This is a genomic window from Rheinheimera sp. EpRS3 (assembly GCF_001513785.1).
Lineage (GTDB): Bacteria > Pseudomonadota > Gammaproteobacteria > Enterobacterales > Alteromonadaceae > Alishewanella.
Window position 1 is genome coordinate 833,436 of record NZ_LNQS01000001.1, and the last position, 13,973, is coordinate 847,408.

Genomic DNA, 13,973 nt, shown 5'->3' on the forward strand with positions numbered 1-13,973 from the left:
GGCACTGTTTCAATGTAACCGATATCATTGTGTTTGCTGTTATAGTGCAAACAGCTACAAAATAAAAGAGTAATTCGATAAACAGACGGCGCTTTTTTAGTGCAAAAACTCGATATTTGCTACAGTGCTGCGGCATAATTAGCCGGTAACCAGGCCAATTTAGTCTGGTATGGCTGGCTAGTCTTGAATGTAATGCGTTACATTTTTGTGGCGAATATAGCAAGGCTGACGGTTTTACAGCGTGGCCAAGCGGTACTTGCTCCGTTTTCGGTTCTGGCGGCATAATAGCAGGCACTTATTACGATGTAGGTGAATTATGGCGACCGCAGACAGTATGACACTGGCAGCACAGCTTGGGCAGTTACTGGTGCAGAAAAAATGGACTATCACCACTGCTGAATCCTGTACCGGCGGTGGTATAGGTTACTGGTTAACCGCAGTACCCGGCAGTTCAGCTTATGTTGACCGCGGCTTTATTACCTATAGCAACAAAGCCAAGCAGCAATTACTGGCTGTGCGCAGCGCAACTTTGCTACAGTTTGGTGCGGTGAGTGAAGAAACCGTACGTGAAATGGCCGAAGGCGCTGCCAAAGCTGCCAATGCGAATATGGCCATTGCCGTGTCCGGTATTGCCGGCCCGGATGGCGGCTCAGTATATAAGCCGGTGGGCACTGTGTGTTTTGGCTTTTACCTTAATGGTAATGTAGCCAGCAGCCATTTGGTATTTGCCGGTGATCGCCAACAGGTACGCCAGCAAGCCATCGATTACGCCCTCAAACAAAGCATTGAGCTGTTGACAGCTTTAGCAAACTAGACTACTGTACGAGCATACAGTGTTAATTGTCCGGCAAGCCCGGCTCAACCATGGATATAAAAATGGACGACAACAAACAAAAAGCGCTCACTGCCGCCTTAGGTCAAATTGAACGTCAGTTCGGTAAAGGTTCTATTATGCGTTTGGGTGATAGCACCGCGCTGGATATTGCTGCCGTATCTACCGGTTCACTGGGGCTGGATATTGCACTGGGCATCGGCGGTTTACCTTATGGCCGTATCGTCGAAATTTATGGCCCGGAGTCGTCTGGTAAAACTACCTTAACCTTACAGGTTATTGCTGAAGCGCAAAAAGCCGGTAAAACCTGTGCTTTTATCGATGCCGAGCATGCGCTGGACCCGGTTTATGCCAAAAAGCTGGGTGTTAAGGTAGAAGACCTGCTGGTATCGCAGCCGGATACCGGTGAGCAGGCACTGGAAATTTGTGACATGTTAGTGCGCTCTGCTGCAGTAGATGTTGTAGTAGTCGACTCGGTAGCTGCTTTAACGCCAAAAGCTGAAATTGAAGGTGACATGGGCGACAGCCATATGGGCCTGCAAGCCCGCTTAATGTCACAGGCACTGCGTAAGCTAACCGGTAATATTAAACGCTCTAATACTTTGTGTATTTTTATCAACCAAATCCGCATGAAGATCGGTGTCATGTTCGGTAACCCGGAAACCACTACCGGTGGTAATGCGCTGAAATTCTACGCTTCTGTGCGCTTAGATATCCGCCGTATTGGCTCGGTAAAAGACGGTGATGAAATTACCGGTAACGAAACCCGCGTTAAAGTAGTGAAAAACAAAGTGGCGCCACCGTTTAAACAAGCCGAGTTTATTATTCAGTACGGTGCCGGCATTAATAAGCTGGGCGAACTGATTGATTTAGGTGTAGCCCAGGGCTTAGTAGATAAAGCCGGTGCCTGGTATGCGTATCAGGGCAATAAAATTGGCCAGGGTAAGGCAAATGCGATGAAGTTTTTGGCAGATAACCAACCTGTTGCTGACGAAATTGAAAAAGAGCTGCGTTCGCGCCTGTTGTTAAAGCCGGGTGAAAAACCGATTGAAGAAAGCATACCAGAGGCGTTTGAAGCCGACTTATAAGTCGTGTTCATCTGCCGTTAATAAAGCCAGCTTAAGCTGGCTTTTTTTGTGATAAATTTTAACTTGCTCTGTTGTTCATGCAGCGATAAGCTGTTGACTTAGCCAGTTTTGTTGCTCCCAAAACGTAAACAAGCAGTAAACGGTAGCCGGTATCAGAATAATGATAATAATAACAAGGCTATGCCTTATCGCAGTTTGTATTGTACTGGTAGCATGCAAAGCAGATATCAGCGTACAGGATGAACCCACCGATCCGGTAGTGCAGGAAATTGCCCTCGCTTTTGTTGAACGCCCGTTACTGGTTGACGACGAACGCTATCAAAGCAATTTGTTTGACCCTTCAGCCTTTAATCCCGGTGCACGGTTAGTACTTAAGCAAAATGCGTTTGCCCAGTCAGCTGAAACCGATCTTACTGCCAGCCTGTTTACCGAAAATTCCCTATACGATGTAAAAGATTTAGCCGCTTCGCCAGATGGCACTACCTTGTTGTTTGCCCTGCGCGCGCCGCAATTACCCAATGTTGCCGATGAGCTGCAGCCGAAGTGGGATTTATGGCGTTACGACGTTGCCAGTAAAACGGTTAGCCCGTTAATTGCCGATACACAACTGGCCCAGCGCGGCCATGATATCAGCCCGGCATTTTTACCTGATGGCCGTATTATTTTCAGTTCTACCCGGCAGATTATTTCCCGGCAAATTTTATTAGATGAGTTTAAGCCGCAATATACGGCGTTGGATGAAGACATAAACTCGCCAGCGTTTAACCTGCATGTTATGAATGCCGATGGCAGCAATATTAGCCAACTGAGTTTTAACCTGAGCCACGACCTCTATCCGGTAGTACTGGACGATGGCCATATTTTATATAGCCGCTGGGACAACCAGAGCGATCGCTCAATGCTTAACTGGTATCGTATGCGGCCCGATGGCAGCGAGAACCAACTGGTGTATGGCTGGCATTCGCATAACAGCGGGGCGGAGCAATCGGCAGTGGAGTTTGCTAAGGCGACAGTGCTGGATGATGGCGCTGTGTCTCTGGCTCTGGCCGGGGTAGATGCACCTTATTACAACAGCTGGCCACAACGTGTGGCACTGGATCTTGCCAGTGACAATGAGCAAGCCCTGGCAGGTGAAACACTGAATATGCCAGCGCAGACACCATTATTTGCCTGGGCGTTTGACAATACCAGCCGCGCCGAGCGTGCCGGGGCAGTTAATAGCTACGCTGCACTGAAAGATGGCACTGGCCGTTATCTGGTGAGTTGGTCACCGTGTCGCGTGGTGCAGGAAGAAACCATCTTAAGTTGTGCTCAGGTGGCAGAAGATGCCGGGCTGGAACTGGCAGAACCTTTGTACGGTTTATGGTTGTTTGATACACAAAAGCAAACTCAGGTGCCGGTGCGGCCCGGCCAGGAAGGGGTATTGGTAACAGAGCCTGTCGTGTTGCAACCTTACACTGCCGGCGCTTTTTTACCGGCAAATCCATTGCTGGACGCAGAGCTGGCTGCGCAAAATGCCGCCGTGCTGGATATTCGTAGCGTATATGATTTTGCCGGTGTGGCTGAGGTGGATATTGCCCGGTTGTCTGATCCGATGCAAAGCAATGCTACGCAGCGCCCCGCGCGGTTTTTACGGCTGGCACGCGGTGTGCCTTTGCCGCCAGAAGAGGTGCTGGACACACCAGACTTTGCCTTTGGCGTTAGCCGCCGTCAGTTGATGCGCGAGATTCTGGGTACTGTTGCCATTGAGCCCGATGGCTCTGTGCAGGTAAAAGTACCCGCCAATGTGCCATTTAATCTGGCGGTGCTTAATGGCGAAGGCCAGGCTGTTTCTGCATTGCACCAGCAATGGATAACACTGCGCCCCGGCGAAACGCTTAGCTGCAATGGCTGCCATACGCCGCAAAGTACCGCGCCGCATGGCAGAGTAAACGGCGAAGGTGAAGCGGCCAGTGCTAATGCCGGAGCAGCAGGTTTGGCTGCCTTCCCTAATGCTAATCCGCAATTGCTGGCGCAGCCCGGTGAAACCATGGCGCAAACCGCCGCCAGGTTAAATGGCATACCAGAGCTTAGCGAAGCATTGCAGTATTTAGATATCTGGACCGATCCGGCCAGGCGTGCGCCGGATGCAGCTGTGCAGATCAGCCTGCAGGATCTGACCACAACTTTACCGGCCGGGCTGGAGTGCTTTTCGCAGTGGCTGGCCAGTTGCCGGTTACGCATAGATTACCCAACCCATATTCAACCACTGTGGCAGGAAGATCGGCGCCGCTTTGATCCGGATAGTAACGAACTGATTGCCGATCATACCTGTGTCAGTTGCCATAGCAGAACCGATGCTAACGGCGATAGCCGGGTACCTTTGGCACAACTGGAACTGGATGCAGAGCCGTCAGATCTGCAAGCTGAGCATTATCGCAGTTACCGCGAACTGTTAAGTGCCGATAACGAGCAGGAGCTGGTGGGCGCTGTGCTGGTTGATCGCCTGGTGCAGGCTACCGATGCTGACGGTAATTTGCTGTTTGTTACCGACGGCGCCGGCAATCTGGTACTTGATGACAACGGCAATCCCATTCCTGTGATGGTAACAGTGGCGGTTACCCCCGCCATGCGCGCTGGCAGCGCTGTGGGCAGTGGCGCATTTTTCAGTTTATTTGGTAATACTGGCAGCCATCAGGGTTATTTAACAGCCACCGAGCTTAAACTGCTGGCCGACTGGCTGGATATTGGTGCACAGTATTACAACTCGCCTTTTGCCGTGCCGGAGCAATAAATGATACGGCTATTAATGTTACTTCTTAGTGTATTAAGCCTGCAGTTAATGGCTGAAACAGTCGCTGTTAAAGTAAGCGGCGACTTTGTCAATTTGCATTCCGGCCCCGGCCGCGGTTACCCCATCGTGCAGGTAGCCATTAAAGGTGAGGCGTTAGTACTCAATAAACGCCGGACCGACTGGGTACAGGTAGAGTTTAAACAACAGCAGTACTGGCTGGCGCGAGCTGATCTGACGCAATTGGTTACGCTACAACAGCAGACATTCACTGTGTCGGATGAGCGCATAGCATTGTATGAGCAGCGTTCGCTTGAAGCGGGCTTTATGTTTGGCGACTTTAACGGCAGCAGTTTTTATCAGCTGTCGCTGGCGTATTTGTTTAGCCCCTATGTGCAAACCGAGCTGGCGGTAGGGCAGGCTAATGGAGATCAGGCTGACAACCTGTCAGCCGAGCTAAGCGTGTATTTAAGCCCGATGCCACACTGGCGCTGGTCACCTTATTTTGGCATCGGCGGTGGTGTGCTGCGTACCACGCCGCGAACGGTGCTGGTGCAAACGCCGGATCGTAATAACAGCCTGGCCAGTGCTGAGTTGGGGGTACGTTATTACCTTCGCCGTAATTTTATCGCCCGTGCCGGTTACCGGCGCAGTATTATCGTTACCGATCGCAATGACAACGAAGAGATAGACACATGGAAACTTGGTTTCAGCGTATTTTTTTAGTGCTGGGTCTGGCACCCGCTCTGGCTTATGCACAGCAGGTTGAGCCGGATATCAACCAAAGCAGTATCAGCGAAAACGTGCTGGATAGCGAAAACTGGTTGCTGGGCCTGCATGGCGGCATGATCAATATTGAAGATTTTGGCAGCAGTGCACTGGGTGCATTGCAGCTTAGTTACCACATTAACGAAGACTTTTACCTGAGCGCCGAGTACGCCATGGCTAAAGCTGGGCGCACCTCGTTTGAAGAGCTGAGCGGCGCGGCGCCACTGCTGACCGACAGCGAACGCGAGTGGCGTTATTACGGCGCTCATATCGGCTATGTGCTGTTACCGGGCGAAGTGTTTTTAAACCGTAACTACGCGATGAACAGCGGCCTGTCGGTATTTGCCGGTGGTGGAAATGTCGATTTTGCCGGAGATAAGGTATTCGCGCTGCAACTGGGCAGCCAGTTCAAACTATACGCCACAGACTGGCTGGCGCTTGAGCTGACCTTTAGCGACTATATTTTTGAAACCACCATACTGGCGCGCAGCAAAACCACACATAACCTTAGCCTGGCTTTGGGTATGGCGGTGTATTTCTAGTTGTTGATACAGAGGTAGTAATGAAACGATTAATACAAAGCAGCATGCTGCTACTGGCACTGGGGTTGTCAGCTACGGTGCAGGCGCAAACCGCACCCGATTTCACCTTAAAGGCACTGGATGGCAATAACCTGCGTTTAGCCGAGCAACGTGGCGACATTATGCTTATTAATTTCTGGGCCAGTTGGTGCGGCCCCTGTATTCAGGAAATGCCGGCGCTGGACAAACTGGCGCAAAAATACCAGATGCTGGGGGTGCAGGTTTGGGGCGTGAATGTCGAAAGTGACAACTCCGCCGCCAAAGCCTACCTGAGCAAGGTGCAGGTGGCGTTTCCTATTCTGTTTGATGTTGATAACAGTGTGTCGAAAGATTATCGCGTAGAGGCGATGCCCACCACAGTGATATTGGATAAAGACGGTAAGGTGCGCAGTGTGCACCGCGGATATAAGCCGGGGTATGAAAAAAAATATGAAGACGACATCAAAGGTTTATTACGTGAATAAACATCTGCTAAGCGCCGCAGCGGTGCTACTGTTACTCAGTGGCTGTGCCGGTATGGAGCCTTGGGTAAAACCCTACGAGCGCGACAAACTGGCCGATCCGATCATGGCGTTCGGCCGCCATCCGGTGGCATTGCAGCATGTTGCCCACGTGCAGGACTCACGTGAAGCCGCCAAAGGCGCAAATGGCAGCGGAGGCGGTGGTTGTGGCTGTAACTAGGCTGTTAGCATTACTGTGCTTTATGTGTTCAGTAGCGCAGGCGGCAGTATTGCCGGAAGACAGGGCTGATCTGATGTACCACAGCTATCAGGGCGGTGGTGTGTCTATTGATGGCCCGGCGGTGATGCTGCGTAAAAAAGCCGGTCAGGCGGTGTCGTTATCGGCCTATTACTATATTGATACCGTATCCGGCGCCTCTATTGATGTGGTAGCCACAGCGTCGGCTTATAGCGAAACACGCCATGAAAAGCGTGTTGGCATTGATTATTTGGCAGGTAACAGCATTTTAAGCGCCAACTACGCCCAAAGCGACGAAGATGATTACAAGGCTAAATCGGTGTCTTTTGCTATAGCTCATGACACCTTTGGCGGCATGACCACCCTTAGCCTGGAGGCTGGTCTTGGCGATGACGACGTCGGCCGCAACGGCGATGAAAGTTTTAGCGAAAGCGTAAAACGCTACAACTACAAACTGGGCTGGACCCAGGTGCTAAGCAGCAACTGGATCAGCGCCCTGAATGTGCAGGTTGATTTAGACGAAGGCTTTTTAAATAACCCTTATCGCAGTGTGCGTTACCGTGATAATACCGAGCCGCTCGGCTATGGCTATCAAAGCGAGGTGTATCCCTCTACCCGTAATTCACTGGCAGTTGCCGTGGTAAACAAAGTGTATTTGCCCTATCGCGCTGCACTTAGCTTTAACCTGCGCCATTATCAGGACAGTTGGGATATCCGTGCACTGGATGCCGAGCTGGAATATGTGCACCCGCTTAGCCAGCGCTGGACGCTGGACGCGAAAATACGCTGGTACAGCCAAAGCCAGGCCGAGTTTTACCGTGACTTATTTGATTTTGCCAGCCAGCAAAACTTTATGGCGCGTGACAAAGAGCTGAGCGACTTTACCAACTGGACTTTTGGCGTCGGGGCCAGTTACCGCCTGCCGGGCTGGGACTTTTGGCCACTGGCCAAACCCGAACTTAACCTGCAGTGGGACCACATCCGCTTTAGCTATAACAATTTTCGTGATGTAACCGCCACCGACACCGACGTTGGCCTGGAGCCACTGTACCGGCTGGACGCCAATGTGTTGCGGGCGTTTTTTAGTCTGTATTTTTAACCGGGCTTACTTTTTAACAGGACAAAATAATGAGAGCGCTACTACTAAGTTGTTTGCTGTTGCTAAGCGCCCAGGCAGGTGCCAATACGCCCGCCAGTGATCAGCTGGAGCAGCTGAAACAGCAGGTTATTCAGTTAAACCGCGAGCTGTTTTTGCTGGAGGAAGAATTGTTATTTCCACCGCAAACTCAACTTGCTGTGTTTTTGTCGGTAGACAGCGGCCAGTTTTTCCAGCTCGACAGTGTTGAGCTAATGCTGAACGACAAACCGGTAGAGGGCCATTTATACACTGCTCAGCAGTGGGATGCGCTAAAACGTGGTGCTATCCAGCCGTTGTACAAAGGCAATGTTAAAGCCGGAGAGCATAACCTGACGGCGGTATTTGTTGGCAAAGGGCCGGACAACCGCGACTACCGCCGTGCAGTAAGTTACCGCTTTAATAAAGCAGAAGATGCCGTATTGCTGGAGCTGCAGGTAAAAGATCGCAGCAGTGATTATCAACCTGAATTTATTGTGCAGCCATGGTCAAACGACTGATAGTGCCCGTCAGCCTGGTATTGCTATCTGTTTTTGTGATGGCAGAGCCGGTATCGCTTAGCGAAAAACATTATCGCCAGGCGGCGTGGGCCTTTTATCAGCAACAACCTGCCAGCGCGCTTGAAGCGCTGCAACTGGCGCCGCAGCAGGATGGCCGCATCCGCTTACTGGAAGCCGGTTTGTATTTGCAACTGGCTATGCCGCAACATGCTGCTACTGCGCTGGAACAGGTGTTGGCACAGCCTGCAGATGATAACGCCGTACCTCAGGCTCTGAAAAATATTGCCTTATTGCAGTTTGCCCGTTATCAGTTAGAACTGGGCAATAAAACCGCTGCCCGCCAGTATCTGGAGCAGGTGAATATTACCGCCGATGGTGCCTGGCGCGGCCAGCAGCAACTGCTAAGCCAGCTTATTCACTGGCCGGATATCAGTGTGCCGCCCCAGCCGGATTTTGTCTCACTGGCAGATCAGCCAGAAATGCCTTATGTCATCAGTAATCAGGCGCTGGTGCTGGCAAAGCAGCAGCCAGAACAGGCGCTTAACTGGCTGGCCGGGTTGCAGCAGCAATTTGTCACGCCAGCTGAGCAAGGCTTCTGGCAACAGCTGTTTTCCGGACGCTGGAGTTTACTTAGCCGGCCTGATGGTTTTGTTTATCCTGATGACGAAAAGCAGGCGCTGGATGATTACCTACAGCTTACTCAGGCCCAGCTGCATATTCAGCTGCAGGATTATGCCGCAGCCGATGCTATTCTGGCTAACTTTGGCCGCGACAGTGTGCTTAGCAGCAATGCGCTGGAGCTATATAGCTATATTCTTACCGAGCAGCGGCATATTCCGGCTTTGCTGGCAGTATTGCAGCAACAGATCCGTCAGCAACCGTTTAGCAACACGGCCTGGCAAGCGGCAACCCGCATCGGCGAGCAGTTAGAGCGGGCATTGCAGCCCGATGATGCGCTGGCCGCTTACAACTGGGCCGACAATTACTATCAGCAGCAATACCAGCTGATTAATCAGCAGGCGAATCCGCTTCAGGTGCAGCAAGTGGTGCAAGGTGCCAGCCAGTGGCAGCAATTACAGTTAACTAACGACAACAATCTGTACCGGCTACAGCAGGATATTATTGCGCTACAGCAACAGCTTACGGCTGCACCAGAGCGCCAGCAGCGGCTGACGAGCTTGCAGCAAACGGCTGAGTTTAAGTTAAACCAGCAACAACAATTACTCAGCAGCCAGTTGCCACAGCTTAGTGCACGGCGCCAGCAATTGCAGGGTGAGTTTGCGGCAGTACAGCAGCAAATCAGCGCATTAACAGACAATAGCCTGCCGCTGGCTCTGACACAGGGCAAGCTGTACCAGCAGGTAAGCAGGCTGCAGCGTGCCGGGCAACATTTACAGCAGTTACCGCCTGAGCAGGCCGACACTTACAGTCAGCGCCTGACCCGGCTGCGTGGTTTGTTGCAGTGGCAATATTATGAAGATAGCGCCGCGCAGCAATATCAGCTTAGCCGGTTGCAGCAGCAAATCAGCATGGCGCTTACTGAGCTGGATAACCGCTTACAGGCACTGCGCCGGCAAGGCACACAAACTGACCGGCTGCGTCGGCAACAGCAACGCTTAACCGAATTAAGCGCGCAGCAGCAACAGCTGAACCTGGCGCTGTTAAGCCAGCAACAGCAATTACTGGCGCAGCTGAATCAGCGGTTACAACAGCACCGCCAGCAAGATATCGCGCGGTTGCAACAGTTGCAGCGGCACAATAAAGAATCACTGGCCCGGGTGATGGAACTGGTATTGCTAAAGCGTGCCGCTAACAGCGGAGGCCAGCCATGAGCCTGTTACGCATTAGTGTGCTGGCCGCAGCCTGTAGTTTACTGCTACAAAGCTGTAGTTCAGTGCCCGAGCAAAACAAACGGCCGCGACTGGCGGATTTACCGGCGTTTGATCGCAGCATGCTGTCTGCTGATCTTAGCGTAAGCGAGCAACAACTGGATCTGATATACCAGCAGATACTCAGCATGCAGCCAGCCGAACAAACGCGTAAGCGTATTTTGTATCGCTTATCGCAAATGCACACCAGCCAACTGGAACAATCTGAGCTGCCAACGGCACAGGAGCAAACTGCACTGCGTGCTTTAGTGCAGCGCTACGAGCAACTGCTGCGTGATTATCCGCAAGAACCAAACAACGAGCTTATCCGCTATCAGCTGGCGCGCAGTTACGATTTACTGGCCGAGCAAAACGCCTGCCTGCAGCAGTTGGATATTTTGCTGCGCGATTACCCATCTTCACCCTTTGCCAGCGAAGTATGGTTTCGTAAAGCCGATATTCACTACAGCTTTGCTGATTACGAGGCCGCCTTAGCTGCCTATTTAGCCGTGCTGAACGGCACCGACCTGACCTTAAAGCAGCACGCCCGTTATATGGCTGGCTGGAGTTACTTTAAATTACAGCAGTTTGAACAGGCCGATGAGCAGTTTTTGCATCTGCTGGATGATACCTATACTGAATTACTGCTGACAGAAAACACCCAGCCACAGCAAAGCCTGCGCAGTGAAGTACTGCGGACCTTAAGCATTTCACTCAGTTATCAGCAACAAGGCCAAAGCCTGCAGGCACTATTACAACGGGTGCCTTATCGCAGTGGTGAGCGCTCAGTGGTGTATGTGGCCGAGCTGTATCAGACACTGGCGCGTTTTTTAGCAGAAAAACAATTGCTGAGCGAAAGCCTGCAAAGTTACCGGCTGTTTATTCAGCATTACCCGGCAACCATCACCGCAGCAGAATTTCAGCTGCTGCTGATTGAACATTATCTGGCGTCAGGTGAAGCCGATTTAGCCCTTAGCGCGCAGCAGGAATATATCAGCCTGTTTGGCCCCGGCTCAGCATTCTGGCAGCAGGCCCGCAGCGCCGAGCTGGCGCAAGTGCAACCATTATTGCTGCAGTATCTGGATTACTTTGCCCGCGCCCATTATGCCCGCGCCACGGCGTTGCAGGGCGGGGAGAGAATAACCGGCTTTGCCGCGGCCATACCGCTTTGGCAAGCCATGCTGACAGTACTGCAGCAAACGCCAAACAGCGCGCACCCGCCTGCGGATACTAGCTACCCGCAGGCGGACTTAAGCTACCTGCTGGCAGAATCTTATGCCGGTGCTGGCCAGTATGATGCCGCGCTTGAGCTTTATACCTGGCTTGGCTACCAAGCGCCATTAACCGATGCCAGCTTGTTTAGTGCGCAGGATGCCGCTTATAAAGCTTTACTGCTCAGCGAGCAGTTATCGTCTCAAAGTGACGCAGCAGCACTGGCTCTGTGGCAACAGCAAAGCCGTTTTGTGGCGCAGCACCGCCAGCACCCTGCAGCACAGCAAGTGGCGTTGCAACAGCTGCAACAACGTTATAGCGAGCAGGATTACCATGCCGTACTGCTACACAGCGCTGATGTGATTAACTGGGGCGATAATCTGCAAAGCTCAGCTACGAATAACTCAGCTACGCAAAACTCAGCAGCGCCAAGCCAGCGCGCATTAGTGCAGGAAGCGCAGTTTTTACAAAGCCAGAGCGAGCTGGCACTAAAGCAATATGCCGCTGCAGAGCAGAGTATTAACTCGCTATTACAGCAAACCTTGTCAGCAGATCGCCGCGAACTGTTAACGGCACAACTGGCGTCCAGTATTTATCAGCAGGCACAGCAAAAAGATGCAACTTTAGTAGCAGTGCAGGCACATTTACAGCGTTTGTTAAGCGCATTGCCGCAGTCGGAATATCACGAAGCCGCGGCTTATCAGCAAATAGAATTACAGCTGGCGGCCAGGGATTATCCGGCAGCAATTACGCTGCTAAGTGCTTTTATTCAGCGTTATCCTGGTACTGAGCGCACGGTGGCCGCCAAAGCACTGCTGCTGGACAGTTACGAGCAAGCAGAGCAATGGGACAAAGCCGCCGCTCAGCTAATAGCACTGAGCAGCGAAGGTGATGTGCAGCAACAGCGCGAAGCCCTGTACCTGGCTGCACAGTATTATCAGCGCGCTAACAGTAACGACAAAGCGCTTGATGCCTGGCGCAGCTATGCCAACCGTTATCCGCAGCCGCATCTGTTGGCGCAGGAAGCGCGTTATCAACTGGTGCAGCTGTATCAGGCGCAGCGGGATCTGTCGCGGCAAAATTTCTGGCGGGAAAAAATTGCCAGCTTTGAGCAACAGTTTGCCAGCGAAGGAAACGAGCGTACCCAGCAGTTAGCGGCGCAGGCGTTGCTGCAACTGGGGCAGCACGAAAGCAGTTTATTTGCCGCAATCAGGCTTAGCCATCCGCTGCGGCAAAGCTTACAACAAAAACGTCAGCATATGAGTGGTGCTATTAAGCACTATGAGCAAGCCATTAGCTATGGCGTGGCCTCAATGGTTAGTGAAGCCCAGTTCAGAGTAGCGGAGTTATATCAGCAAATGGCCACGGCTTTGCTGCAGTCAGACCGGCCCAAAGGGCTGGACGAGCTGGCGCTGGAAGAATACGAGCTATTGCTGGAAGAGCAGGCGTTTCCGTTTGAAGAGCAAGCCATTGCTATTTACCAGCAAAATACCCGCCTGACTCAACAGCAGGTATGGGACAGTTGGGTGCAGCAAAGTTTTATCCGGTTGGCGCAGTTGCTGCCGGCCAAATTTAATAAAACCGAAGCCTATACCGGAGTAGCCGATGCCGCTGATTAAGCCTGCTTTGGTTAAGTATTTTCTGGCAGCAGCCTTATGCAGCCTGGCCGCTTGCAGCCAGTTGCCGGTAAATACTGCCCCTGTAACACCTGTTGTTGCAGCACCGCAGTTAAGCGCTTTACAGCAGCAACAGTTTGATGAGGGCAAAGCGTTGTTAGTCGCCGGCCAGTATAGTGCGGCGCAAAACATCTTCAGTGCGCTGGCAACGCAGCAAAGCAGCTTTGCCGGTATCTGGTATAACCTGGCGTTAAGCCAGTGGCACAGTGGTGATGCTGCCAGCGCACAAAGCAGCCTGCAACAGGCGGTGCATGCCTCTGCCGCTCACAGTGCCAGCCATAATTTGCTAGGTATTTTGGCCCGCCAGCAAGGTAACTTTCGCCAGGCTGAGCGGCATTTTCAGCGGGCGTTACAGGCACAACCAGATTACGCCATAGTGCATAAAAATCTGGCATTTTTATATGAGCTGTACCTCGGCCAGCCGCTAGCGGCGCATTACCACTACCAGCAATACTATGCCATGACGCAAGATGAGCAGGCGAAAGCCTGGCTGGCACTGCTGGAACAACAATTGGATCAGGAGGCAGCGAATGAATAGGCTGATGTTAGTTGGCATAGTGTTAGTGGCCAGTTTTAGCCTGCTGGCGCAACAGCGCACGCAGCAGGTACAGGTGGAAAGCACTATTAGTGGTAATCAGGAGCAACCGAAAACCATTTATGTGCTGCCGTGGCAAAGCCCGGTTAGCGTGATCCGCATTCCCGGTGAGCCATTAACCCAGCAGGCACCGGCACTGTCGCCACTGGATCGGCAGCAATTTTTACGTTTTATCGCTGTACAGCAGGGCAACCAGGCTGGCGCGGCTACCCCAACAGTTAATCCACAAAAGCAATAAGAGGACATTTT

At 52.1% G+C, this 13,973-nt stretch carries 13 protein-coding genes; all 13 read left to right on the forward strand.

Annotated features, from left to right (window positions below; all coding sequences use genetic code 11):
• Positions 1-316 precede the first annotated feature (316 nt).
• The 13 genes from AR688_RS03560 to AR688_RS03620 all read left to right on the forward strand — a co-directional run bounded on the left by AR688_RS03560 (position 317) and on the right by AR688_RS03620 (position 13,962).
• Entirely contained in the window at positions 317-814 is a 498-nt protein-coding gene (locus tag AR688_RS03560) for a CinA family protein (RefSeq protein WP_068229208.1), read from the forward strand.
• Positions 815-876: 62 nt separating this feature from the next.
• Positions 877-1,920 (forward strand): recombinase RecA, encoded by a 1,044-nt coding sequence (gene recA, locus AR688_RS03565; protein WP_068231126.1) that lies wholly within the window; start codon positions 877-879, stop codon positions 1,918-1,920.
• A gap of 160 nt (positions 1,921-2,080) precedes the next feature.
• Complete coding sequence (locus AR688_RS03570) at positions 2,081-4,693, forward strand: hypothetical protein (protein ID WP_231731908.1); 2,613 nt, start codon at positions 2,081-2,083, stop codon at positions 4,691-4,693.
• Positions 4,694-5,416, forward strand: a complete 723-nt coding sequence (locus AR688_RS03575; RefSeq protein ID WP_068229211.1) for an outer membrane beta-barrel protein — start codon at positions 4,694-4,696, stop codon at positions 5,414-5,416.
• Positions 5,386-6,000, forward strand: coding sequence for an outer membrane beta-barrel domain-containing protein (locus AR688_RS03580; RefSeq protein WP_068229214.1), 615 nt, complete (start codon positions 5,386-5,388; stop codon positions 5,998-6,000). The genes AR688_RS03575 and AR688_RS03580 overlap by 31 nt, the downstream gene beginning before the upstream one ends.
• 20 nt (positions 6,001-6,020) lie before the next feature.
• Positions 6,021-6,503 carry a TlpA family protein disulfide reductase gene (locus tag AR688_RS03585; protein ID WP_068229217.1) on the forward strand — a complete coding sequence of 161 codons (483 nt, stop codon included), beginning with the start codon at positions 6,021-6,023 and terminating at the stop codon, positions 6,501-6,503.
• Complete coding sequence (locus AR688_RS03590) at positions 6,496-6,720, forward strand: DUF4266 domain-containing protein (protein WP_231731910.1); 225 nt, start codon at positions 6,496-6,498, stop codon at positions 6,718-6,720. Before AR688_RS03585 ends, AR688_RS03590 begins: the two co-directional genes overlap by 8 nt.
• Positions 6,707-7,837, forward strand: a complete 1,131-nt coding sequence (locus tag AR688_RS03595; RefSeq protein WP_231731912.1) for a DUF3570 domain-containing protein — start codon at positions 6,707-6,709, stop codon at positions 7,835-7,837. The genes AR688_RS03590 and AR688_RS03595 overlap by 14 nt, the downstream gene beginning before the upstream one ends.
• Positions 7,838-7,866: 29 nt before the next feature.
• Positions 7,867-8,373, forward strand: a complete 507-nt coding sequence (locus tag AR688_RS03600; RefSeq protein ID WP_068229223.1) for an AraC family transcriptional regulator — start codon at positions 7,867-7,869, stop codon at positions 8,371-8,373.
• The gene (locus AR688_RS03605) at positions 8,358-10,205 is read left to right on the forward strand and encodes a hypothetical protein (RefSeq protein ID WP_068229226.1); all 1,848 of its coding nucleotides are present in this window, start codon (positions 8,358-8,360) and stop codon (positions 10,203-10,205) included. The genes AR688_RS03600 and AR688_RS03605 overlap by 16 nt, the downstream gene beginning before the upstream one ends.
• Positions 10,202-13,072 carry a tetratricopeptide repeat protein gene (locus AR688_RS03610; protein ID WP_068229229.1) on the forward strand — a complete coding sequence of 957 codons (2,871 nt, stop codon included), beginning with the start codon at positions 10,202-10,204 and terminating at the stop codon, positions 13,070-13,072. Before AR688_RS03605 ends, AR688_RS03610 begins: the two co-directional genes overlap by 4 nt.
• On the forward strand, positions 13,059-13,667 hold the full coding sequence (locus AR688_RS03615) for a tetratricopeptide repeat protein (RefSeq protein WP_068229232.1): 609 nt from the start codon (positions 13,059-13,061) through the stop codon (positions 13,665-13,667). The genes AR688_RS03610 and AR688_RS03615 overlap by 14 nt, the downstream gene beginning before the upstream one ends.
• On the forward strand, positions 13,660-13,962 hold the full coding sequence (locus AR688_RS03620; RefSeq protein WP_068229235.1) for a hypothetical protein: 303 nt from the start codon (positions 13,660-13,662) through the stop codon (positions 13,960-13,962). The genes AR688_RS03615 and AR688_RS03620 overlap by 8 nt, the downstream gene beginning before the upstream one ends.
• The last annotated feature ends 11 nt before the right edge of the window (positions 13,963-13,973 follow it).

What these genes read in the sequence shown, in the direction of transcription:
- AR688_RS03620 (WP_068229235.1), top strand. Translation starts at nt 13,660, where the DNA reads ATGAATAGGCTGATGTTAGTTGGCATAGTGTTAGTGGCCAGTTTTAGC.
- AR688_RS03605 (WP_068229226.1), top strand. Translation starts at nt 8,358, where the DNA reads ATGGTCAAACGACTGATAGTGCCCGTCAGCCTGGTATTGCTATCTGTT.
- AR688_RS03570 (WP_231731908.1), top strand. Translation starts at nt 2,081, where the DNA reads ATGATAATAATAACAAGGCTATGCCTTATCGCAGTTTGTATTGTACTG.
- AR688_RS03560 (WP_068229208.1), top strand. Translation starts at nt 317, where the DNA reads ATGGCGACCGCAGACAGTATGACACTGGCAGCACAGCTTGGGCAGTTA.
- recA (WP_068231126.1), top strand. Translation starts at nt 877, where the DNA reads ATGGACGACAACAAACAAAAAGCGCTCACTGCCGCCTTAGGTCAAATT.
- AR688_RS03610 (WP_068229229.1), top strand. Translation starts at nt 10,202, where the DNA reads ATGAGCCTGTTACGCATTAGTGTGCTGGCCGCAGCCTGTAGTTTACTG.
- AR688_RS03580 (WP_068229214.1), top strand. Translation starts at nt 5,386, where the DNA reads ATGGAAACTTGGTTTCAGCGTATTTTTTTAGTGCTGGGTCTGGCACCC.
- AR688_RS03575 (WP_068229211.1), top strand. Translation starts at nt 4,694, where the DNA reads ATGATACGGCTATTAATGTTACTTCTTAGTGTATTAAGCCTGCAGTTA.
- AR688_RS03585 (WP_068229217.1), top strand. Translation starts at nt 6,021, where the DNA reads ATGAAACGATTAATACAAAGCAGCATGCTGCTACTGGCACTGGGGTTG.
- AR688_RS03615 (WP_068229232.1), top strand. Translation starts at nt 13,059, where the DNA reads ATGCCGCTGATTAAGCCTGCTTTGGTTAAGTATTTTCTGGCAGCAGCC.
- AR688_RS03600 (WP_068229223.1), top strand. Translation starts at nt 7,867, where the DNA reads ATGAGAGCGCTACTACTAAGTTGTTTGCTGTTGCTAAGCGCCCAGGCA.